The sequence below is a fragment of the Coprococcus eutactus genome, assembly GCF_001404675.1.
Taxonomy (GTDB): Bacteria; Bacillota; Clostridia; order Lachnospirales; family Lachnospiraceae; genus Coprococcus; species Coprococcus aceti.
On the sequence record NZ_CYXU01000005.1, the window covers coordinates 1 to 24017 of the forward strand.

The window sequence follows — 24017 nt, forward strand, 5'->3', positions numbered from 1 at the left end:
GGTAACGCACTCAGCTGAGAAGTACTAATAGGTCGAGGACTTATCCTTAGAGGTTTCTAAGAGATAAGCTTTAGAAGATACCTCTTTCTGTGTGAAATTCTGAAGGTACAAGTTAAAAAATATAAAAAACACTTGCATTTTCAAGTCAAATGTGTTAACATTGACAAAGACGCCGTGGTTTACCAGGTGATATTCCTCGATAGCTCAATGGTAGAGCACTCGGCTGTTAACCGAGGGGTTGTAGGTTCGAGCCCTACTCGGGGAGCTGCTTTTGAAAACCTGGCCCCATGGTCAAGCGGTTAAGACATCGCCCTTTCACGGCGGTAACACGGGTTCAAATCCCGTTGGGGTCATTTGACAATTAAATATGCCGATGTGGCTCAATTGGCAGAGCAGCTGATTTGTAATCAGCAGGTTATCGGTTCGAGTCCGATCATCGGCTTTTTGCTTAAAGCAAGAAGTTGCCAAAAGCAATAAATGGGTGGATTCCCGAGTGGCCAAAGGGGACAGACTGTAAATCTGCTGCGTAATGCTTCGATGGTTCGAATCCATCTCCGCCCATTTTATTTTTTTGCCGCGGGGTGGAGCAGTCTGGAAGCTCGTCGGGCTCATAACCCGAAGGTCATAGGTTCAAATCCTGTCCCCGCTATTTTTATGTAAGCCCAGATAGCTCAGTTGGTAGAGCAGAGGACTGAAAATCCTCGTGTCGCTGGTTCGATTCCAGCTTTGGGCACTAGATGAAAAGCTGAAACTTTTATGAGTTTCAGCTTTTATTTGTTTATGCGGGCAAAGCCCTCCAAAACGTACAGTATGTATATTTATAGGATTCCGAAGGAGGAGATATCAGAATGGTATTTGAGGTTGGACAGGTTATAAAGATGAAGAAGGCGCATCCTTGTGGAACGAATTCCTGGGAGATACTCAGAGTAGGAATGGATTTCAGACTCAGATGTACTGGCTGTGATCATCAGGTCATGGTGCCCAGAAAATTGGTGGAGAAGAACTTCAAGGGATTTATTGAAGAATAAAAAAGAAGCAGGATCATGATTAGGCGATTATGATTCTGCTTCTTTTTTTATATAAAGTTTTTTGTGAGCCGATTGAGTATAACTCATATATTAGCTTTACTCTCTTTAAGGGAGGAGCGCAGCCGCTTGACGGCTGCGCCAATTAAGGGATTGGGGGGTGTAGTCATTTCTGACTACAAAAAAGGGAGTAAATAACAAAAAATAGTAAATTGTCAAATTTCAGTGTAAGCTGTCAACGCTTTCTGTTGTCTTTCTGTATCTCTTGCTTACAAGTTGATAATATGATAAATGGATCAGGATTGCAATAGCATTTGGCTCATTTAGGTTATAATGCCATATTTGTTGGCGATTTTGACTGTTTTTGACTACTTTTGCATGTATAATCGTAAAAAATCATCTGATGTAACATAACGCAACGATATTGCGCAAGTTGCACACAGACAAGTTGCGCAATACAGAAGAGATATATAATAATAAAAGAGCAGAATCACGATTAGGCGATCATGCTTCTGCTCTTTTTATTTATATAAGATTTTTTGTGAGCTGATATTGAATATATCATAACATTTGGTTACTCACCTTTAAGGGAGGGACGCAGCCGCTTGACGGCTGCGTCAATTAAGGGATTGGGGGGTGTAGTCATTTCTGACTACGAAAAAAGGGAGTAAAAACAAAAAATAGTAAATTGTCAAATTCCAGTGTAAGCTGAAGATGTTTCTGTTGTTTTTGTATCTCTTGCTTACAAGCTGATAATATGACATAAACGTTATTTATGCAATAGCATTTGACTGTTTTCCGTCATATTCACATATTCATAATAAATTTTGACTGTTTTTGACTGAAAAGGAATAAATCAGACATTTGTACTATTCAAATGGTATGTTTATGTGATATAACTTTACTTATATGACGTGATAATACATTATTCCACAGATGAATTATCACAGATAATATGCATACGAAAAAAGATCAGGGAGGATCAAGATGAAGAGCAGCAAGAAAAATCTTATTGCCATCGCCGTGGTAATTCTCATTATTGCGGTTCTCGGAATTCTGTCTATATATGTAGATAAGATTCCATCGCCATCGACATATGCGACATTCTGGGCACTTGTACCATCGGTTGTCGCTATCACGCTGGCACTTATAACGAAGGAGGTTTACAGTTCACTGTTTATAGGAATTGTAATAGGAAGTGTGTTTGCCTCCGGATTCAGTTTTACGGGCAGTATATCGAATGTACTGCAGGATGGACTGATCGCACAGCTTTCAGATTCATATAATGTAGGTATACTGATATTCCTTGTCATTCTTGGAACCATAGTTGCACTTATGAACAAGGCAGGTGGATCCAAGGCATTTGGTGACTGGGCAGCTACCCATATCAAGACCAGACAGGGCGCGCAGCTCTGCACAGTTCTTCTGGGAGTTCTGATATTTATCGATGACTATTTTAACTGCCTCACAGTCGGCAGTGTTATGAAGCCTGTAACTGATAAACACAGGATATCAAGGGCGAAGTTTGCATATGTTATAGATGCAACAGCGGCACCTATATGTATCATAGCCCCTGTATCATCATGGGCTGCAGCCGTCAGTGGATTTGTAAAGGGTGAGGATGGCTTTGGTCTGTTTATAAAAGCCATACCATATAACTATTATTCATTCCTCACACTTGCGATGATGATCGCAATGATCGTTATGAAGGTTGAGTTTGGTTCCATGGAGAAGCATGAGCTCAATGCCCTGAAGGGAGATCTTCTCTCAATGGGAGATGGCAAGAAGACTGTCACAGCAGAGGAGACTGATGTGGTCAACAGCAACGGCAAGGTAGTTGATCTTATAATACCTATCATATGTCTTGTTATCTGCTGCATTATAGGAATGATCTACACAGGTGGATTCTTCAGCGGTGTAAGCTTTGTAGAGGCATTCTCAAACAGTGATGCATCTGTTGGACTTGCAATTGGAAGCTTGTTCGGACTGCTTATTACAATTCTTCTGTATGTGATAAGAGGAGTCCTGGATTTTGGTAAATGTATGGAGGCTATACCAGAGGGCTTTAAGGCAATGGTACCGGCTATACTGATCCTTACATTCGCATGGACGCTCAAGGGAACTACCGATATGATGGGTGCAAAGGATTTTGTACAGACAGCAATGACATCTGCATCGGGAAGTCTGTTTAGTTTCCTTCCTGCGGTTATATTTATAGTTGGATGTCTCATGGCGTTTGCAACAGGAACATCATGGGGAACATTTGGAATACTTATCCCTATTGTGTGTGCAGTATTTGAGGGTAAGAATAATGAGCTTATGATCATAGCGATATCAGCATGTATGGCTGGAGCTGTGTGTGGAGATCACTGCTCACCTATATCAGATACCACTATCATGGCATCAGCAGGAGCGCAGTGTAACCATGTAAATCATGTGGCAACACAGCTTCCATATGCGATAACAGCGGCTATCATGTCATTCGTGTCATATGCTATAGTTGGACCGCTTACATACCATCTGCATGTTAAGTGGTTTATCATGCTTCCGATATTCATAGCAATGATGGTTCTTCTGATATTTGTACTCAGGGTCATCAAGCGCAGGAATCCTGCAAGTTATGTGAATGCGGATACTAGAGTAGCGGATGCGGAGTAGGCAGATCAAATTGTAAATAAAAGGTATATTTAACGAAAAAAATAGTTGACTTATGATGGAACATAAGTTAATATGTGAGAGTAGAGTTTTCATTTATTTGAATCCTCTCTCCCCTCATTATGGTGACCAGGTACCCCCTGGTCACTTTTTTGTTTATATGGACAAAATATAGCATGGGCACTTTATATTTGTTAACTTGAGCAATCACATGTAAAGGTATATTCTATATACCATAGATGCCGGGGAGACAGACATCATAATAAATAAAGGAAAGAGAGTAGTTATGCAGGATAACAGAGAGATAACAAATGAAGAAGTCCAGAAGGCTTCGGAGATAATCAACAATTTGCTGAGTTACTATAACAGTAAGGTTGTGGGACAGCCTTATCTGGGATATTCACTTCTGGTTGCAATGATGACAAACGGTCATGTGCTTCTGGAATCCGTTCCAGGACTTGCCAAGACCACTGCTGCCAGGGTTATGACAGAGGCGGTTAATGGATCATTTTCAAGGATCCAGTGTACACCGGATCTTATACCGAGCGACATAATTGGAACCCAGATGTACAACATGGCGACCAATACATTTGAGGATAAGATAGGTCCGGTTTATTCGAACTTTGTACTACTCGATGAGATAAACAGGTCCAGTGCGAAGACACAGAGTGCCATGCTGGAGGCGATGCAGGAGAGAGAAGTCAGTATAGGAGGAAAGACATATAAGCTGCCGGAGGTGTTCGTGGTAATAGCGACCCAGAATCCGATCGAATCTGAGGGTACGTATGTGCTGTCAGAGGCACAGCTTGACAGATTCCTTCTCAAGGAGACTGTGACATATCCAAGCGCAAGGGATGAGATGGAGATACTCAACAGAGTGGAGGCAGGAGTTTTTTCAGACGTGAAGTCCGTTGCCAGCGTTGACGATGTGGTGTATCTTCAGAAGCTGTGCAAGAGGATTTATATAGATCCGGCGATAAAGAAATATATAGTTGATATAGTTCAGGCAACCAGAATGACGGATAAGATACTTGCACCTGAGCTTGCACAGTATGTTGCCATGGGTGCGAGCACAAGAGCGGCTATTGCGTTCATGGAGGTAGCAAAGGCAATCGCACTTATAAATGGGAGAAGATATTGTGTTCCTGATGATGTGAAAGCACTCAGATATTCAGTCCTGAGACACAGGATCATGCTTACATTTGCCGCTGTTGCGGAAGACGTGAAGATTGAGAAGATTATAGATGCCATAATAGGTTCGGTTAAGACGCCGTAGGGGAAGACAGTTAATTATGAAGATGACATATATATCCAGAATACAGGGAAATATGAAGGGATATAAGACCATATATACTACCAAGGCAACGTCGAGGATAATCGATGGTTCGTACAATTCCATCTATAAGGGCAGGAGTATGAACTTTGATGAGCTCAGGGAGTATGTCGTTGGCGATGATATCAAGGACATGGACTGGAAAGCATCTGCCAGGAGCCAGAAGCTTCTGGTCAGACAGTATATCGCCGAGAAGAAGCATAATATAATGCTGGTGATGGATGCCGGAAAACGTATGCTTGGATATGCCAATGATGTTCAGGAGAAGAGTGACGTTGCACTTATGGCGGCAGGAACCCTGGCATATATGGTGTGTGACAATGGTGATTATGTGAGCGCTACTTATGTTTCAGACAGGGGCGTGGAGCACTATCCGTTTAAGACAGGCTTTGCAAATGTCGAAAATATTCTTGCGGGTTACCACAGGAACGTTACCATGACTAATGACTCGGATACGGGGGATGCGCTGAGCTTCATTGCGAGGAATTTCAGGAGGAGAATGATCATACTTGTGGTGACGGACACCAGAGGTATCCTGAATATGTCGGAGGCAACTGTAAAGCAGTTAAAGGTACTGCATGATATACTGCTTATAAATGTTGAGGATGCCGGGATGAACGGTAAGAATGTATATGACATATCCGGTGACACATATATTCCTGAATTTTTTACCAGGGACATGAAGCTGGCAAAGAAGGAAGAGAGGAAAAGGCAGGAGCTTTCAAGTGCCTGTGACGACAAGCTTAAGAAACTTGGTATTTCGTACCTGACGGTCAGGTCTTCTGACAGCATGGATGAAAAGATAGTAGAGCTGCTCAACAAGCACAAGACTGAGAGCTCTGGAAAGTAGTTAAATGGGCTGATGCCCGGAGATAAGAGGAAGAAGATATAAGATATGGAAAGTTCAGTGAATTTGCAGGAGCCGCTTTCGTATGTGGTATGGCCAATCGTGCTGACCGGAGTGATAACAGCCGCAGTGCTGTTGTTCTTTGGTGTCTGCTGGTATCTGAGAAGACGTAGAAAAATGGCGGCGGAGCTGCCGAAGGTGGTGAAGCCTGCGCCTATGGATATGGGTAGAGTGAAGGCCAGATATCTGTCAGAACTGGCGGATATTGCGGGACAGTATGATCAGGGAAAACTTGATGTAAGAGGTGCATATCAGCGTATGAGCCGTTGTATCAGGGGATTTGTTCATGCTGCAACCGGCATAAGGGTTCAGAATTATACTCTGTATGATATAGAAAGATTAAACATGCCGGAGCTGTACTATCTTGTGGCTGAGTATTATGCGCCGGAATTTGCAAGAAAGTCCGATGGTGATGTGAGGGCTTCCCTTGAGAAGACAAGGAGTTTGATTGAGAGATGGCAATAAAATATCATATTGTTCTATATGCAGGCCTGGCTATTGCGCTGTTTATGCTGGTATTTGTGTTTGTGAAATACAAAAAGACAAAGAAATATGCCGGAGGAAAAAAGATCGCAGGGCTCATATGCCAGGAAGATGAGGCATATTTCAGGAAAAGAAAAATATTATATAAGACCGGGCTTACAGCCACGCTCATATGCTGCGTACTGGTTGTCGTATCGGCATTCCTGCTCATGGCAAAACCATACACGAGCAGGCGTATGCAGGATGAAAAGTATTGCAGGGACATCATTCTGTGTATCGACATATCAACATCCGTGGATTATCTCAACGAGAATCTGCTGGACAAGCTGAAGAAAACAGTTGATGAGCTTCAGGGCGAACGTTTTGGAATCGTGATATTTAACACAAGTCCGGTGCTGCTTACTCCGCTCACGGATGATTATGAGTATGTGAAGGATCAGCTTGATCTGATCGCACAGTGTCTGAAGAGCAGAAATGAAGTGAATCTGGACGATGCATTTTCATCGGGGTACGACTGGATATATTATCAGGCATATATATCATCTGGAACTCTGATTGGAAATGAGCAGAGGGGAAGCTCACTTATAGGGGACGGCCTTGCTGCTGCGGCAATCGATTTTTCGGATGCTGACAAGGAGAGGACAAAGGTGGTAATATTCTCCACTGACAATGATATACAGGGAACACCGGTGGCAACTCTGGATGAGGCGGCCGATATATGTGTTTCAAACAATGTCACGGTGTATGGAGTTGGAACAAAGGAGATGACACCGGAAAACAAGGAGTCCATGAAGAATGCGGTGGAGAAGACCGGTGGTAAATTCTATCTTGAGGAGGAATCCGGATCATTTGGAGAGATAGTATCATCGATAGAAAAGCTGAGTAAGAATCTGGTCAAGGTGAGGATGGTGGATGTTGAGACACCTGAGCTGTTATATCCATTTGTATTGATGCTGGTTCTGTTTGCAGGAATGCTAGGACTTGGCCGCTGGCTCAAATTATAAGACGTTACAGGAGAGAATTATGAGAATAGATCCAATTATACCAATCTGGCTTATGCTCATATTGTGCGTTGGCATGGCGTTCCTGAAAAGGCGGAAGAGAAGCGCATATATAAGGCAGATAGCTGCCATCATACTGATATTTCTCATCAATCTGAGGATCATGGTCCCAAGCAGCAACGTGGAGACAAGTGTCCGGAAGCTTGACACATATGTGCTGTTCGTTGTGGATGACACCATAAGCATGCTGGCTCAGGATTATGCTGGGGATACAGAGAGGCTGACGGCGGTGAAGAAAGACTGCGAGCACATAGTTGATGAGATGGACGGTGCTAAATTTGCAGTCATAACTTTCAATAATAGTGCAAATCTGATATCGCCATATTCGGATGATTCAAATTTTGCAAAAAGTGTTCTGGATTCAATATATCCGCTGGATTCGCTATATGCCAGGGGGTCGTCCATGAATGTCTGCATAGATGTGATGACGGATACCCTTAAGCGTGCAAAGGAGAAAAATGATGGAAATGTGGTCGTGTTCTTTATAAGCGATGGTGAAATAACCAACGACGACAGACTCAAGTCATTTGACGGGGCGAAAAAATATATTGATGGAGGCGCAGTGTTGGGGTACGGCACAAAGGAAGGCGGTAACATGTATGTGAAATCATATTACGATGACCGGAAGGAGCTGCTTGAGGACACATCGGACTACCCGTATAAACCAGCGGTGTCGAAGATCGATGAGGATAATCTGAAAAAGATTGCCGATGATCTGGGCGTCGACTATATAAATATGAACGATGGTTCTGCGCTGGATAAGGTTGTGGAGAAGTCACGGGGAACCGCTGAGTCAACGGATAAGGGTAAGACCATAGGATATGTGGATATATATTATCTGTTTGCAGCATTATTTGCAGGACTTGTTGTATATGAATTTTTTGATATGAGAAAGAAAGTCATAAAATGAAAAACAGATCAGGAATAATAAAGATCGTTGCTGCAGTGACCGGAGCTGTCAGCCTGCTGTGTATGGCGGTGCTTCTGGTGAATTATCTGTGCAATGAGCATTTTATAAGTGAATACAAAAAGGGACAATATGTGGACAGCACAGTGAACGCCGTGCTTGGCTTTACTCAGCCACATATATACCATTATAATCTTGGTGATGTATATTACAGTCAGGGAGATTACGAGGGCGCCGAGCAGGAGTTTCGTAAGGCACTTGAAAAGAAGCCGGGTGGTGAGTCCGACTGTAAGACAAGGGTCAACCTTGCGCTGTCCATAGTGAAGCAGATAGATCCTGAGGGTGTTACCAAAGAGAATCTGGATGAGGTGATAGACATACTTGAGGGGGCAAAGGACATTCTCATAGAGAATGACTGCGCTCACAGGGATGATGAGGATGGACATTACGAGGATGCACAGACTCTGAAGGATGAGATAGATGCCTTTGAGGAACAGCTCAGGAAGCAGACGGAGGAACAGGATCAGAAAGGTGATCAGGATCCAAATGACCAGAAGGATCAGGGCAGTGACGATGAAAACGAAGAGGATACACAGGAGCCTCAGTCTTCTGATAAGGAATCGGAGATACGAAAGCAGCTCGATGCCATCCAGGGAGACAGTCTTGAGCAACGAAATCAGGAGATGGATGCATACGAGACATACAAAAATGAACATGATTACTACGGCGGACGCACTTGGTGATCATACATTAATAGACATTAAATTCTAAATATAAAACTTGCGCAATATTAAGACGCGGGGTATAATACTGCTAGTTATGGTCATTTGTGGAAAAGTGACCAGAATAAGGAGATAGAATCGAGCAATGGTAAATGAAGAAAAGGTCATTCTAATGACGAAGATCGCCATGTACAAGGAGTCGCTTGGACGTGAGGATCTCGAAAAGGGTAAATATTTTCAAAGTGACTATGTGAAGCTTAACTGTCTTAAGACAATTGTTTCATCTACGGTGCTGTTTGTAGTTTTTGCCGCAGCTTACATATACTATAATCTTGCAGATATAGTTGAGAAGCTCACAGAGCTTGACTATGTGAAGGTGGCGAGCAGCATTGTGGGCGGCTATGCAGTGGTGTGTATTGCATTTGCGCTTTTCGCGTGGGTCTTATATACATACAGATATATGAAGGCAAAGCCAAAACTCATAAAGTATAACCAGAATCTTAAGAAACTGATAGAATTTTATGAGAACGAGGACGGAACACGCCGTTCTGTCAAAAAAAAGAGGAGGGCTAACTGATAATGTCAACACTTCTGGATTTCCGCGATGGAGTAAAGAATTTTTGTAGTAAGTATGATAAATTTGTTTCACCACTGTGTAAGTTTATACTGGCACTTGTTGTGTTCTGGTCAATAAACCATCTTACAGGATATAACAGCACGATAAGCAGTATCGTAGTGGTCCTGGCAGCAGCTTTTGTGTGTGCGTTCCTTTCAGGCCAGCTCACACTTGCCATTGCAGGACTGTACGCATGTGCCCAGGTTGCCAGCGCAAGTCTGGAGCTTGGAATCTCATTTGTTGTCATATTTGTGATAATGTATTGTGTATATATAAGATTTTTCCCTAAGGCATCATGGATCATTCTGTTTATGCCATTCTTTTACATTATAAAGTTCCAGTATTTCATGCCGATCCTGGCTGGAATGACAGCTGGATTCACAGGAATGGTTCCTGCAGCATTTGGCTGTATATTCTACTTCTTCCTGAAGCATACTGCTGATTACGTTGCTTTAAGCTCAAGTTCAGCAGAGGGTGATCTGATAGAGGGATACAAGTATATTTTCCAGCATCTGGTGCAGGATAAGACACTTCTGCTCACCATAATAGTGTTTGCAGTTGTTATAGTTCTTACATACATAATATATAGAATGTCATTTGCATATTCATGGTACGTTGCCATCATCACAGGCGGTGTGGTAGAGATCATACTGTTCCTGGTTGGAACTTTGTCCATGGAAGTTGAGGTATCCCTTGCGGGGGCTCTGCTTGGATGCATACTGGCGATACTGGTGGCCATAGTGGTTCAGTTCTTCAAGATAGTTGTGGACTACTCAAGTGTTGAGAATACACAGTTTGAGGACGATGACTACTACTACTATGTAAAGGCTGTGCCCAAGGTCATGGGTGGTGCCCAGAGAAAGGCAGCCAGAAGAGAGCAGCCATCGCCAAGACCACAGCAGAAGAGGACGACTTCGTCCGGATCAGGCGCACAGAGAAGCCGGTCAGCGGCAAAGGAAGATTCTGTTACAGGATCAACAAGATAGATACATTGAAAAGAGCTTACATGTGAGTGACCTGACTTTTGTCAGGTCACATTAATTATACGGAGTATTTATATACCGAAAGGAGGATGAAATGGATAAGATATCAACGTTTATATCAACGTATTTTGATTGGTTTTATATAACAGTTCCAGGCACAGTAGATATAATAGAGATACTTATTTTGTCATTCTTTATATACAGGATCATGTTGTGGTTCAAGCAGAGCAGAGCATGGACTCTTCTGAAGGGTATAGTTATGATCGTGCTCTTCACTGCCATTGCGGCGGTGTTCCAGTTCAATACGATCTTATATCTGCTTAAGAATGCATTCAGTGTGGGAATAATAGCGGTGGTGATCCTGTTCCAGCCGGAGTTCAGACGAGGACTTGAACAGCTTGGAAGAAAGAAGCTGATCAATTACATTATACGAGATGGCGAGGATGATGGTGTTATATCGGAGAAAACGATATATGAGCTTGTGAAGACGGCCCAGGTCCTGTCTGCAAACCGTACCGGTGCACTCATAGTCATTGAGAATGAAGTTGCACTGGGCGAGTATATTGATACGGGAATACCGATCGATGCGGTCGTGACTAACCAGTTACTTCTCAATATATTTGAGCACAACACACCGCTTCATGATGGTGCGGTGATCATAAGAAAGAACAGGGTAGTTTCTGCCACATGTTATCTGCCACTGTCTGCAAATGACTCCATCAACAAGGAGCTTGGAACACGACACAGAGCCGGTATAGGTATCAGTGAGGTGTCAGACAGTATGACTCTTATCGTATCTGAGGAGACAGGTTCAATATCCATTGCACAGGGAGGCGAGCTCTTCAGGAATCTGGACAGCGAGGGCGTGAGAAGGCATCTTCAGACGCTGTGCAAGGAGTATAATGGAAGAAAGAGCCACAGGTCTTCAGGTGCCCGTCCGGTTAAGCGGAGAAAGAGAGTCGTTGTGGAGAATAAGAATAAAGCTTCCAGAAAGGAGGCTGATGAGAATGAAAAATAACAGCGCAGAGCCTAAGAAAAAGGCAAATAAGATATACAGCAATATAGGTCTTAAGCTTCTGTCGGTTGTGCTTGGATTTCTGGTGTGGCTTCTTGTACTGAACATCGATGATTCAGCCGTGACAAGGACCATAAGGGACATTCCGGTCAATCTGGTAAATACTGACGCCATAACAAGTCAGAATCAGTTGTACACGATAACTTCAGGTGATACCGTGGATATAGTCGTCAAAGGACGTAAATCACTTATAAGCGATCTTGATGCGTCGGATTTCAAGGCTGTAGCGGATATGTCAAAGATATCCATAACAAATGCGGTGCCTATCACTGTAACTGCTAACAGCACCAACATAGCTAAAAAGGTCAGCATAACTGTTGTGGACAACGTGCTGTCAGTTGAACTTGAGGACGAGAAGTCAGTGTCAGTTCCTGTGTCCGTGGTGACAACAGGCGAGGTTGCTTCCGGATATACGGTTGGTAACAGTGTGGCAGCTCCAAACCTCATAACGATAAAGGGTGCTGCAAGTATAGTTTCGAGCATAGATCGTGCAGAGGTGACAGTTGATGTGACCAGTGCAAAGGATGATATAACGACAAACTGTACGCCTGTATTTGTAACCGCTGATGGTGAGAAGATATCAGACAAGTCGATATCCTACGATGAGATATCGATAGCAGTCACAGTTCCGGTATACAAGACTAAGAATATACCTGTTCATGTGGATGTCACAGGAGATCCTGCGGATGGATATCTTGTATCAGATATAACATATGTACCGGAGACCGTTGATATAGGTGGAGACGCATCGATAATAAAGGATATAACAAGCCTTGATATAACGGATGTTGATGTGAGCGGATGTACAGCAGATGTTGAGACGACACTTGATGTATCAAAGTATCTTCCAGAGGGTGTGGTCGTGACAAAGGAGAGCGCATACATCAATGTGAAGATAGCGATCGAGAAATCAGTTACAAGAAATATAACGGTGACCACAGGGGATATCATCCTGAGGGGCAAGCAGAGTGGATACAGCTATGAGATGAGCATGGGTGATAGCAATACGATAACCGTGAGCGGAATCTCAAGTGCGGTGTCCAAGGTATCGGCCAAGAGCCTGAAGCTGTCCATAGATGCTTCCAAGCTCTCATATGGCGATAATACGATCACGCTCAGTGTCCCTGATGGAGATAAGTACACCGTGGTAAATACGTGTACAGTTATGGTAAAGGTTACTGAGACACAGTAGTCATTGTCTGGAGGTGTATGTATATGGATACAGAAAAGTTGAATGAGCTGAGACAGATCATAGAAGATTCGGATAATATCGTTTTCTTTGGCGGTGCAGGAGTATCGACGGAGAGCGGTATACCGGATTTTAGAAGTGTGGATGGACTGTATAATCAGAAGTATAAGTATCCGCCGGAAACTATAATCAGCCACAGCTTTTACAGACGTAACCCGGAGGAATTTTACAGATTCTATAAGGACAAGATGATATTTGCTGATGCAAAGCCGAACAAGGCTCATATAAAGCTGGCGGAGCTTGAGAAACAGGGAAAGCTCAAGGCGGTGATAACGCAGAATATCGACGGACTTCACCAGATGGCAGGTAGCAGGAATGTCATAGAGCTCCATGGTTCTGTTCACAGAAATTACTGTGAGAAATGCCATGCTTTCTATGACCTGGATTATATAGTCAATTCGGATGGTGTGCCTAAGTGTGAAAAGTGCGGAGGCACTGTAAAACCGGATGTGGTGCTGTATGAGGAGGCACTTGATGAGGACAATATGTCGAGGGCACTCCAGTATATATCCGAGGCGGATACGATGATAATCGGTGGTACATCGCTTGTTGTGTATCCGGCAGCAGGACTTATCAGATATTTCAGGGGGCGGAAACTGGTGGTTATAAATATGTCCCCGACACAGTCGGACAGCAATGCAGATCTTCTGATAGCGGATAAGATAGGAGATGTGCTGGGCAGTCTGTAGCATATGACGACAAAGGCATGTTGAAGGCATGCTATACAGATTCTATATAGTATGGAGGACGGTTTATGTATTTTGACAGATCAAATGGCTTCCCGAAAGATTTCCTGTGGGGCAGTGCGTCTGCTGCATATCAGATAGAGGGAGCGTGGAATGAGGATGGCAAAGGCCCATCCAACTGGGATCAGTTCGTAAGGATCCCGGGAAAAACATTTAAGGCTACGACAGGTGATAAGGCGGTTGACCATTACCACAGATACAAGGAAGATGTGGCACTTATGGCGGAGATGGGACTTAAGACTTACAGGTTCTCAATATCCTGGCCAAGGATCATACCTGATGGCAATGGCGAGATAAATGAAAAGGGCTTACAGTTCTATGATGACCTGATCAATGAACTGGTTAAGTATGGAATTGTTCCTATGGTAACAGTGTACCACTGGGATATGCCACAGGCACTTGAGGAGCAGTATCACGGATGGGAGAGCAGACGAATAGTCGATGATTTCGTCAGATACGCAAAGGTTCTGTTTGAGAGATACAGTGACAGGGTAAAGCACTGGATAATCATGAATGAGCAGAATGTATTTACAGGTCTTGGCTGGAATGCAGGAATGCACCCACCAGGAAAGGTTGATGACCAGAAGATGTTCTATCAGGTAAACCATCATGCATTTATGGCACACGCCAAGAGTGTTATTGCACTCAAGGAGATCTGCCCGGATGCTAAGGTCGGTTCATCCTTCGCATACACACCGTCATACGCATTTGACAGAAAGCCTGAAAATGCGATGGCGAAGATGGATTATGATGATCTGAACAACTTCTACTGGATGGATATGTATGCCTATGGCCGTTATCCAAGGGCTGCCGCTGCTTACCTCAAGAGCAAGGATCTAACTCCGGTTATGGAGGACGGTGACGAGGATATCCTCAGGAAGGCTGCAGGTCTCATAGATTTCATGGGTGTAAACTATTATCAGTCATGCGTTGTCGAGCACAACCCGATAGACGGAGTGGGAACGACTCACGAGATGAACACGACCGGCAAGAAGGGCACGACAAAGGTTCAGGGTGTTCCGGGACTTTACAAGAATCCTGCAAATGAATTCCTCCCTACGACAGACTGGGATTGGACCATCGATCCGATGGGACTTCGTATGTGCTGCAGACAGATCACTTCAAGATACGACCTTCCAATCGTAATATCTGAGAATGGCCTTGGCGCATTTGACAAGTTTGAGGATGGGGAGATCCATGATCCGTACAGGATAGATTACCTGAAACATCACATAGAGGAGCTCAAGAAAGCGTGTGATGATGGCTGCCGTGTCCTGGCATACTGCACATGGTCTTACACAGATCTTCTCAGCTGGCTCAACGGATATCAGAAGAGATACGGGTTTGTGTATGTGGACAGAGAAGAGGACGAGAACAGTGGAACTCTGAACAGATACAAGAAGGATTCTTATTATTGGTACAAACATGTTATAGAGACCAATGGTGAGGAGCTGTGATAATAGAATAATATCATAACAGGGAGAACCGGCACATAAGTGTTGGTTCTTTTTCGTACTAAAGTTATGCATTTAGTCATTTAATTTTTAAAACTAGCCGTTTGGCTAGTTTACTAAAAGCCCCAGTGTATTATAATTATTTGTTATGTTGATGGCAATATCTGGCAGTAACTGCCAGGGATTAAAGACAGGAGGAAAGGGATAATTATGAAATCAAAGAAATTGGTAACTGGGTTGATTATGGCATGTATATTTGCTGTAGTGATTATTGCGGGAAAGAACTCTGTGAAGGTGCAGGCCGCGGATGGGGATGTGGCAATTGTGACGGATGGCAATGGCGATGAGATCGGATCATATGCTACACTGGCTGATGCATTTGTAGCCGCACAGAATGGCTATACAATATGTATAATTAGTGATATATATGATCCTTCGGCTTCTATAGGATACAATGATGGTGAACATAATAAACATATCATTATAGATCTCAACGGTAAAAGTGTCACTTTGCAGATGATGAATTTTGATTATTCGTTATACGTGAAAAACGGAACATTAAATTGCGGTATCACAAATGGAAGTGTTGGATTTACTAATGCTATGCTGACTTTGTCAAATGTCAAATTCATTACGGATAGTATCAACTGGATGACAAAAGATGGAATCTGTCTGAATAATGGCTCAAATGTGACGCTCAACGGTTCACAGTGTTGGTTTGAAAAACTTGAGATGGATACAGACTGTGTATTTACGGTACAGAACAGTGACGGACTTAGCAACTTTGGGCATATTGCAGATGGATTTGACGGTGTGAAAGAGTTTGTACCAGAGGGACTTTCTGTAGAAGGAACGACAATCATTGATGATGAGACAGGAGCCAAGGCTAAGGATTTTATTCTCCGTTACCGCAGCTTGTCGGATGGTGCAGATGTCGCTGTCAGCATTGCTCCAAAATCGTATGTGTACGATGGAAAAGAAAAGAAACCTGCGGTTACGGTTTCTTATGGCGGAAAGACTCTGACAGAGGGAAAAAGTTACTCATGTGTATATGCGGATAATATTGATGCGGGAACAGCTACAGTTACTATCAAGGGTGAGAATACCATGCATGGACAGATCGTGGAAGAGTTCACAATAGATAAGGCAAAGCAGAAGGCACCTACAGGTTTGGTCGCAACGGCAGAGACTGTGGATGGGAAAAATGATGGTCAGATATCTAATCTGAAGACGTCAATGGAATATAGTGTTGACAAGAAAAAATGGCTGGATTGCGAAAGCACGGTACTTAAGAAGCTTGCAGATGGAAATTATTATGTGAGATATAAGGAGACCAAAAATTATTATGCATCTCCTGCTGCAAAGGTAGTGGTAAAGAAGGGGAATGTACCAGCAACAAATGAACCGACTACAAATGAACTTTCAACTGAAAAACCAACGTCAAGTGAGCAGACGACAGAGAAGGTAACAACAGAGAGACAGACAACCGATGAGAAGACTAACGTGACCTCAACAGAGAATACAACTGTAGCAGACTCAAAAAAGGGGTCAGGTGTACCAAATACCGGAGATGACGGAAATGTGGCATTGATGCTCATAGTCATGATGGCATGTTTATTAGGGGCTGCCGGGGTGGTAGTTTACCGTAGAGAGAAATAATTTAAAATAATAAAAAATGTTAGCACTCGGTATTGACGAGTGCTAACAAGTGTGTTATATTATCATCAGACAGGGAAGTGATATTAAGGTATCAGTTCCCTGAAAGTTTAGTTTAGGAGGTAAACAGCTATGGAGATGGATAAATACACACGTAAATCGTTGGAAGTTGTAGAGAAAGCAAAAGAAAAAGCTCTGGAGTACGACAATCAGGAACTTACGCAGATGCACCTTTTGGCTGGCTTGCTTGAGATAGATGACAGTTTGATAGCCAAGATATTTGAGAAGATGGGCGTGAATGTTACTGGTGCCGTGAATGCGGTGGAGGATAAGCTGGCAAGGTTGCCGAAGGTCAGCGGTGGCAATATGTATGCCGGAAATAACTTCTCAAAGGCTCTCATCCAGGCAGAGAAGGAAGCAAAGCAGATGGGCGACACATATGTGTCTGTTGAGCATTTATTCCTCGGCATGGTGGATAAGGCTGATTCGGATATCAAGGAGCTTCTTAAAGGCTGGGGAGTTAGCAGGAATGCATTCCTCAAGGAGCTGGCAGAAATCAGAGGTAACCACAAGGTGGACAGCGATGATCCGGAGAGCTCATATGAGGCTATGGAGAAGTTCGGATATGATCTGGTCGAGAGGGCAAGACAGCAGAAACTTGACCCGGTAATAGGACGTGACGCTGAGATACGAAATGTGATCAGGATCCTGTCAAGGAAGACAAAGAACAATCCGGTGCTTATCGGTGAGCCTGGCGTAGGTAAGACTGCGGTTGTAGAGGGACTTGCACAGAGGATACTCAGAGGTGATGTGCCAGAGGGACTTAAGAACAAAAAGATATTTGCACTTGATATGGGAGCTCTTGTGGCCGGTGCCAAGTACAGAGGTGAATTTGAAGAGAGACTTAAGAATGTCCTTGATGAGGTTAAGAAGTCTGAGGGTGAAGTGATTATGTTCATCGATGAGCTTCACACTATCGTCGGAGCAGGCAAGACTGATGGTGCAATGGATGCGGGAAACATGCTTAAGCCTATGCTCGCCAGAGGTGAGCTGCACTGTATAGGTGCCACAACACTGAACGAGTACAGACAGTATATAGAGAAGGATGCGGCTCTTGAGAGACGTTTCCAGCCGGTTATGGTGGATGAGCCAACCGTTGAAGATACAATATCTATCCTTCGAGGAATCAAGGAGAGGTACGAGGTGTTCCATGGAGTTAAGATATCAGATGGTGCCCTTGTAAGCGCAGCGGTTCTTTCCAACAGATATATAACAGACAGATTCCTGCCGGATAAGGCAATAGATCTTGTTGACGAGGCGTGTGCCATGATCAAGACAGAGCTTGATTCAATGCCTGTTGAAGTGGATGAGATCACACGTAAGATAATGCAGCTGGAGATTGAGGAGACAGCCCTTAAGAAGGAGGAGGATAATCTGTCAAAGCAGAGACTGGCAGACCTTCAGGCTGAACTGGCAGAACTCAAGGATCAGGCAAATTCCCTGAAAGCAAAGTGGGAGAATGAAAAGGCTGCAGTTGAGAAGATAAGAACACTCAAGGAAGAGATGGAGCAGGTCAAGGCCGATATACAGGCTGCTCAGAGAAACTATGACCTGAACAAGGCAGCAGAGCTTCAGTATGGTAAGCTTCCTGCTATCCAGAAGGAACTTGCAGAGGCTGAGTCTACAGCTTCAGATAAGGAGAGGGAGCTCGTACATGAGGTGGTTTCAGAGGACGAGATATCCAAGATCGTATCCAAGTGGACGGGAATACCTGTTGCAAAACTTACGGAGAGTGAAAAGAGTAAAACTCTTAATCTTGCCAGTGAACTTAAGAAGAGAGTTGTAGGTCAGGATGAAGCCGTTGACTATGTCAGCGATGCGATCATCAGATCAAAAGCAGGAATAAAGGATCCTAGCAAGCCAATCGGTTCATTTATATTCCTTGGACCAACCGGTGTAGGTAAGACAGAGCTTGCAAAGAGTCTTGCTGCGGCGCTGTTTGACAATGAGCAGAACATGGTCCGTATCGATATGAGTGAATATATGGAGAAGCACAGCGTGTCAAGGCTTATAGGAGCGCCTCCGGGATATGTAGGTTATGATGAAGGCGGTCAGCTGACAGAGGCTGTTCGTAGAAAGCCATATTCGGTTGTCCTCTTTGATGAGATAGAGAAGGCACATCCGGATGTGTTCAATGTGCTCCTTCAGGTACTTGATGACGGACGTATCACGGATTCTCAGGGCAGAACGGTGGACTTCAAGAATACGATCATCATCATGACATCCAATATCGGCGGTGCGGATATCGCAGCTGCCGGCGGAGAGATCACAGATGAACTAAAGAATGACGTAATGGCTCAGCTAAAGAGCAGATTCAGACCTGAGTTCCTGAACCGTATTGATGAGATCATTACATTCAGGGCACTGTCCAAGGACAACATCAGTGGTATAGTTGATCTTCTCATGGCAGATCTCAACAGCAGACTGGCAGACAGAGAGATCGCGATCAAGCTTACGGAGAGTGCAAAGCAGCACATCATCGATCAGGGATATGATCAGGTGTATGGCGCAAGACCGCTCAAGAGATATCTGCAGAAGAATGTGGAGACACTGGTTGCAAAGATGATACTTGCGGGCAGCGTAAGCACACAGTCAGCCATAGTCATCGATTATGATGGAACGGCTCTTGTGGCAGAAAATGAGAGATAAAATAATACAGGTCATACAGAGAAGGGCACAGGGGTAATACTCCTGTGCCCTTCTCTGTATTCACAAAAAATGAAATTAATGGTATAATTGGCGCTGGTGAAAAATGTTCGGTATATTATTTGAAATTTACATGAGGAGGGCAGGGAGTGAGTACAGAGAATGTCAGCTTAAAAAAGATAGATCTTGGCGATTATGTTTTTCTGGCGAGACCATGCGTGGCTGTTTCGGAGGAGGCTGTGAAGCATTTGGCAGAAAGGGCCGTGCAGGGAAAACTGGAATTTATCGGAGTGTTTGATGACAGAATGGATGACAGTGTCCAGCGGGAAGTGGTTATGAGCCTGGCATCGTCTCCTGAGATATCGATAGCGATACGGCATGTGTGCGCGGGGCTTTACAGCAGAAGCTTTCTGGACACATACTGCGACGGAGTGGAGGCACATCAGCAGGGTCTGTTTCCTGATCTGTATATATTGTGGATGGCATTTGTACATGCTGATAGGGCGATGTTTGCAACCTGTGACATGTGTGACAGAGTTGAGATAGACACAGTGTGGATAGACGATGTGGGTGCGGCGTACACGGTCAATATAACCTACGACCGCATAAAGGATCATCTCATGCAGGACTGGTCTGTGTGGGAGAAGTGGAAGGGATATTACACTCTTCAGAGATGGAGATGTTACTACGAGATGCTTCACTGGATGACAGAGGATGCGGGCTGGCAGTTTGCTGAGCGTATGGCTGTTGATTTCCACAGGAGCATGGAACTTGATGAGCTTGACCAGGAGCTGTTCAGCCAGGAGGAGAAGACAGGGCTTTATGTTCTTGCTAAGGATCCGGGATTTCTCAAGAGATATTATCTCGGCAAGGTAGTCTACAGCAAAAAGATATTTGACCTTAACAATGAACTGGGGCGACGCGCTGAAGAGCTGGATGCGAGTCACAGAGAAAATGATGAACTCAGAAGAGAGATGGAAGCTCAGCGGATCAACTATGAGACATCAACCACTTTCCGTGTGGGCAAGGCTGTGATGTTTGTTCCGGTGACACTGAAGAAGGCTGTAAAGAAGCTTTTGCATAGAAACTAACAGATGAGATGGAGGGGGTGTATCAGTGATTGATGTATCGATTGTGTTGACAGTATACAATGCGGAGAGTTACATAGAGGGATGTCTGGACATGATAACCGGACAGACCCTTAGAGATATACAGATAATATGCGTTGACGATGGATCCACCAATAATTCGGCGCAGATCATAGAACAGTATGCGCAGAAGGATGACAGGATCGTACTTATAAGAGAGAAGAATGCCGGAGCGGGTGCGGCAAGAAACCGCGGAATGCAGGAGGCAACAGGAAAATATATACTGTTTCTCGACTGCGACGATTTCTACGAGCCTGAGATGGTAGAGAAGGCTTTCCGCAGAGCCGAGGAGGAGCAGGCGGAGATAGTCATCTACAAATCAGACCAGTACAAAATGGATACTGAGGAGTATGTATATGAGAAGTGGGCCATGATAGAGTGGGCACTTCCACCGTATGAGCCGTTTAACCGCAGACAGATATCCACAAATATATTCAGAGCATTTGTGGGATGGGCGTGGGATAAGCTGTATCTCAGGGAATTTGTGATGAAGAATGATCTGAAATTCCAGGAGCAGAGAACCACAAATGATGCGCTGTTCGTGTTCAGCGCGCTGGTGCTGGCGGAGCGCATATGTACAGTAAGTGAGATACTCATCCACAGAAGAGTGGATACCCGGGATTCGCTGTCCAAGACCAGAGAGAAGTCGTGGGATAACTTCTATCACATGCTGCTGGCACTCAGACAGATGCTGAAGGATCACGGTCTGTACACAGAGATAGAGAAGGACTATATAAATTACGCTCTTCACTTCAGCCTGTGGAACTACAACACGCTGGCGGAGCCGACAAAGACAAAGCTCAGAGAGAAGCTTCTCGGCGAATGGTATGACGAGCTTGGAATATCCGCAAGGCCTGAGGAATATTTTTATGATGAGTACGAGTATGGCCAGTACAAGGACATGTTAAATTTTACTGTTGAAAAACAGTGATATATATGAGTATAATAGGAACAAATTTTTGATGGAGGTAAATTCGATGTTCAGTTTTGACGAGATAACAAAGGTAGATCCAGAAGTAGCGGCAGCAATGACAGACGAGTTCAACAGACAGAATAACAATCTGGAGCTCATAGCTTCCGAGAATATCGTATCAAAGGCGGTTATGGCAGCCATGGGCAGCCATCTCACCAACAAGTATGCAGAGGGATATCCTGGTAAGAGATATTACGGTGGATGTCAGTATGTGGATGTTGTTGAGGACCTTGCGAGAGAGAGAGCCAAGGAGCTGTTTGGCTGTGAGTATGTGAATGTACAGCCACACTCAGGAGCACAGGCAAACATGGCAGTATTCTTCGCAATACTTAATCCTGGCGATACATTTATGGGAATGAATCTTGATCACGGCGGACATCTCACCCACGGTTCACCGGTCAACATGTCTGGAAAGTATTTCCACTGCGTGCCATACGGTGTAAACGATGACGGATTTATAGATTATGACAGAGTTCTCGAGATTGCAAAGGAGTGCAAGCCAAAGCTTATCGTAGCAGGAGCTTCAGCATATGCCAGAGCTATTGATTTCAAGAGATTCAGAGAGATCGCTGATGAGGTTGGAGCATATCTCATGGTAGATATGGCACACATCGCCGGACTTGTGGCAGCAGGACTTCACATGAGCCCAATCCCATATGCCCATGTGACAACAACCACAACGCACAAGACTCTCCGCGGACCTCGTGGTGGTATGATCATGTGCAGCAACGAGATAAATGAGAAGTTTAATTTCAACAAGGCTGTATTCCCTGGAATCCAGGGCGGTCCTCTCATGCATGTGATAGCCGGTAAGGCAGTATGCTTCAAGGAGGCTCTTACACCTGAGTTCAAGGCATATCAGGAGCAGGTTGTCAAGAATGCGGCAGCACTTGCAAAGGCACTCATGGCAAGAGGCTTTGATATTGTATCAGGCGGAACAGACAATCATCTGATGCTCATGGATCTCAAGAGACTTGGACTTACAGGTAAGGAAGTTGAGAAGCTTCTTGACGAGGTTCATATCACAGCAAACAAGAACACTGTTCCAAACGACCCTAAGTCACCATTTGTAACAAGTGGAATAAGACTTGGTACACCAGCCGTTACCACAAGAGGTGCAAATGAGGCTGACATGGAGATCATAGCAGACGCCATAAAGGCAGCAGTCCTTGACAATGATAAGGCAAAGGCTGAGCAGCTTGTAAAGAGTATTGTAGAGAAGTATCCACTGTATGCATAATCGATAAGAAATATTGATGCATTGCAGTACGTCAGGCATATAAGATAAGAACAAGAGCGGCACGGAAGTTTCCGTGCCGCTTTTTGAGAACATGAACATGAAAAGTAACAGTAAAGTTAAGAAAAAATTACTCATAGCAGCCGTGGCTGTTCTGGCTATAGTTGTGGCGGTGATTCTGGTATGTGCGGCATATCTTCATGCGGGCAGAAGCTCCCTCAGAGGACAAAGATCCAGGAATGCTGAAATGCTGTATGAAGGTCACAGCTACATGTATGATGAAGACAACATTAATATACTGTGTATCGGTGTGGATGCCAGAGGAGAGGCTGACACCGTGGGACAGGGGGATGCCCTGATACTTGTCACACTCAATGTCAGGGACAAGACGATAAGATGCCTGAATATCAACAGGGATACTCTGGCACCTGTCAAGGTATTTGGTGTTGCGGGCAAATATATCACGACCCAGAATCTTCAGGCAGCACTGGCATTTTCATATGGCAGTGATGTGGCTGACGGTGCGGAACTCACGGAATATACGGTATCAGAACTGCTTGACGGACTTCCGATACATGCATATGTGACGCTTGACTTTGATGGGATCAGCAAGATGAACGAGCTTGTCGGCGGAGTGACGGTGAAAGCCATGGAGGATCTGGACAGAGCAGATATACGCCAGGGCGAGACAGTGACACTGTCAGGGGAGCAGGCGGTATATTATGTGACGGAGCGCAACAGTGCCTCGGAGGATATAGGAACAAATGCCGCCCGTATGGACAGGCAGAAGCAGTACATGTGTGCATGGTGCGGTCTGCTAAAGGAAAAGCTTAAGAGAAATCCCCTGAAGATATGGGATATGTATGAACAGATGTCGGGATATATATCAACAGACATATCCAGAACCGGGATGCTGTATCTGGCGTGGAAATTTGCCGGGGCGGAGTTTACTGATGACGGAATGTATGAGTTCCCGGGTTCATATGAGAGAGAGAATTATTATGATGAATATATTGTTGACGATGCGGCGTTAAAGGAGCAGCTTGTCGAAATGTTCTACAGAGAAGTGGAGTAATGCCTG

20 protein-coding genes and 6 tRNA genes are annotated in these 24017 nt (G+C 44.3%); all 26 read left to right on the forward strand.

Annotated features, from left to right (window positions below):
• Positions 1-193: 193 nt before the first annotated feature.
• The 26 genes from ARA78_RS10040 (at position 194) to ARA78_RS10165 (ending at position 24011) form a co-directional block, all read left to right on the forward strand.
• Positions 194-265: transfer RNA gene (locus ARA78_RS10040), tRNA-Asn, on the forward strand.
• Positions 266-281: 16 nt separating this feature from the next.
• A tRNA-Glu gene (locus tag ARA78_RS10045) sits at positions 282-353 on the forward strand.
• A 16-nt stretch (positions 354-369) separates the two neighbouring features.
• Positions 370-442: transfer RNA gene (locus tag ARA78_RS10050), tRNA-Thr, on the forward strand.
• A gap of 37 nt (positions 443-479) precedes the next feature.
• Positions 480-561, forward strand: a tRNA-Tyr gene (locus ARA78_RS10055).
• Between the two features lie 14 nt (positions 562-575).
• Positions 576-649: transfer RNA gene (locus ARA78_RS10060), tRNA-Met, on the forward strand.
• 11 nt (positions 650-660) lie between these two features.
• Positions 661-733, forward strand: a tRNA-Phe gene (locus tag ARA78_RS10065).
• 115 nt (positions 734-848) lie between these two features.
• Positions 849-1028, forward strand: a complete 180-nt coding sequence (locus tag ARA78_RS10070; RefSeq protein WP_015533982.1) for a DUF951 domain-containing protein — start codon at positions 849-851, stop codon at positions 1026-1028.
• 984 nt (positions 1029-2012) lie between these two features.
• Positions 2013-3683: a Na+/H+ antiporter NhaC family protein gene (locus ARA78_RS10075; RefSeq protein ID WP_022216147.1), complete on the forward strand. Its 1671-nt coding sequence runs from the start codon at positions 2013-2015 to the stop codon at positions 3681-3683.
• 283 nt (positions 3684-3966) lie between these two features.
• Complete coding sequence (locus ARA78_RS10080) at positions 3967-4956, forward strand: AAA family ATPase (RefSeq protein ID WP_015533980.1); 990 nt, start codon at positions 3967-3969, stop codon at positions 4954-4956.
• A 16-nt stretch (positions 4957-4972) separates the two neighbouring features.
• Positions 4973-5863, forward strand: a complete 891-nt coding sequence (locus tag ARA78_RS10085; protein WP_022216145.1) for a DUF58 domain-containing protein — start codon at positions 4973-4975, stop codon at positions 5861-5863.
• Positions 5864-5908: 45 nt separating this feature from the next.
• A complete protein-coding gene (locus tag ARA78_RS10090; protein ID WP_022216144.1) occupies positions 5909-6385 on the forward strand; it encodes a hypothetical protein in 477 nt (158 codons plus the stop codon).
• Positions 6376-7407 (forward strand): VWA domain-containing protein, encoded by a 1032-nt coding sequence (locus ARA78_RS10095; RefSeq protein WP_022216143.1) that lies wholly within the window; start codon positions 6376-6378, stop codon positions 7405-7407. Before ARA78_RS10090 ends, ARA78_RS10095 begins: the two co-directional genes overlap by 10 nt.
• Positions 7408-7426: 19 nt before the next feature.
• A complete protein-coding gene (locus tag ARA78_RS10100; RefSeq protein ID WP_015533976.1) occupies positions 7427-8374 on the forward strand; it encodes a vWA domain-containing protein in 948 nt (315 codons plus the stop codon).
• Positions 8371-9114: a tetratricopeptide repeat protein gene (locus ARA78_RS10105; RefSeq protein WP_022216142.1), complete on the forward strand. Its 744-nt coding sequence runs from the start codon at positions 8371-8373 to the stop codon at positions 9112-9114. The genes ARA78_RS10100 and ARA78_RS10105 overlap by 4 nt, the downstream gene beginning before the upstream one ends.
• A gap of 124 nt (positions 9115-9238) precedes the next feature.
• Complete coding sequence (locus ARA78_RS10110) at positions 9239-9670, forward strand: hypothetical protein (protein WP_015533974.1); 432 nt, start codon at positions 9239-9241, stop codon at positions 9668-9670.
• 2 nt (positions 9671-9672) lie between these two features.
• On the forward strand, positions 9673-10695 hold the full coding sequence (locus ARA78_RS10115) for a hypothetical protein (RefSeq protein WP_015533973.1): 1023 nt from the start codon (positions 9673-9675) through the stop codon (positions 10693-10695).
• A 91-nt stretch (positions 10696-10786) separates the two neighbouring features.
• On the forward strand, positions 10787-11710 hold the full coding sequence (cdaA, locus tag ARA78_RS10120; RefSeq protein ID WP_055147046.1) for a diadenylate cyclase CdaA: 924 nt from the start codon (positions 10787-10789) through the stop codon (positions 11708-11710).
• Positions 11700-12959 (forward strand): YbbR-like domain-containing protein, encoded by a 1260-nt coding sequence (locus tag ARA78_RS10125; RefSeq protein WP_022216139.1) that lies wholly within the window; start codon positions 11700-11702, stop codon positions 12957-12959. Before cdaA ends, ARA78_RS10125 begins: the two co-directional genes overlap by 11 nt.
• Before the next feature lie 23 nt (positions 12960-12982).
• On the forward strand, positions 12983-13705 hold the full coding sequence (locus ARA78_RS10130) for an NAD-dependent protein deacylase (RefSeq protein WP_022216138.1): 723 nt from the start codon (positions 12983-12985) through the stop codon (positions 13703-13705).
• 65 nt (positions 13706-13770) lie between these two features.
• Positions 13771-15219: a glycoside hydrolase family 1 protein gene (locus ARA78_RS10135; RefSeq protein ID WP_055280478.1), complete on the forward strand. Its 1449-nt coding sequence runs from the start codon at positions 13771-13773 to the stop codon at positions 15217-15219.
• A 207-nt stretch (positions 15220-15426) separates the two neighbouring features.
• Positions 15427-16875, forward strand: coding sequence for an LPXTG cell wall anchor domain-containing protein (locus ARA78_RS10140; RefSeq protein WP_055280479.1), 1449 nt, complete (start codon positions 15427-15429; stop codon positions 16873-16875).
• Positions 16876-17004: 129 nt separating this feature from the next.
• Entirely contained in the window at positions 17005-19581 is a 2577-nt protein-coding gene (clpB, locus tag ARA78_RS10145; protein WP_055280480.1) for an ATP-dependent chaperone ClpB, read from the forward strand.
• A gap of 146 nt (positions 19582-19727) precedes the next feature.
• Positions 19728-20669: a hypothetical protein gene (locus ARA78_RS10150; RefSeq protein WP_022216134.1), complete on the forward strand. Its 942-nt coding sequence runs from the start codon at positions 19728-19730 to the stop codon at positions 20667-20669.
• Between the two features lie 43 nt (positions 20670-20712).
• Positions 20713-21657 (forward strand): glycosyltransferase family 2 protein, encoded by a 945-nt coding sequence (locus tag ARA78_RS10155; RefSeq protein ID WP_242849715.1) that lies wholly within the window; start codon positions 20713-20715, stop codon positions 21655-21657.
• A gap of 46 nt (positions 21658-21703) precedes the next feature.
• A complete protein-coding gene (gene glyA, locus ARA78_RS10160; protein WP_015533968.1) occupies positions 21704-22939 on the forward strand; it encodes a serine hydroxymethyltransferase in 1236 nt (411 codons plus the stop codon).
• A gap of 97 nt (positions 22940-23036) precedes the next feature.
• Complete coding sequence (locus ARA78_RS10165) at positions 23037-24011, forward strand: LCP family protein (protein ID WP_172674920.1); 975 nt, start codon at positions 23037-23039, stop codon at positions 24009-24011.
• Positions 24012-24017 lie beyond the last annotated feature (6 nt).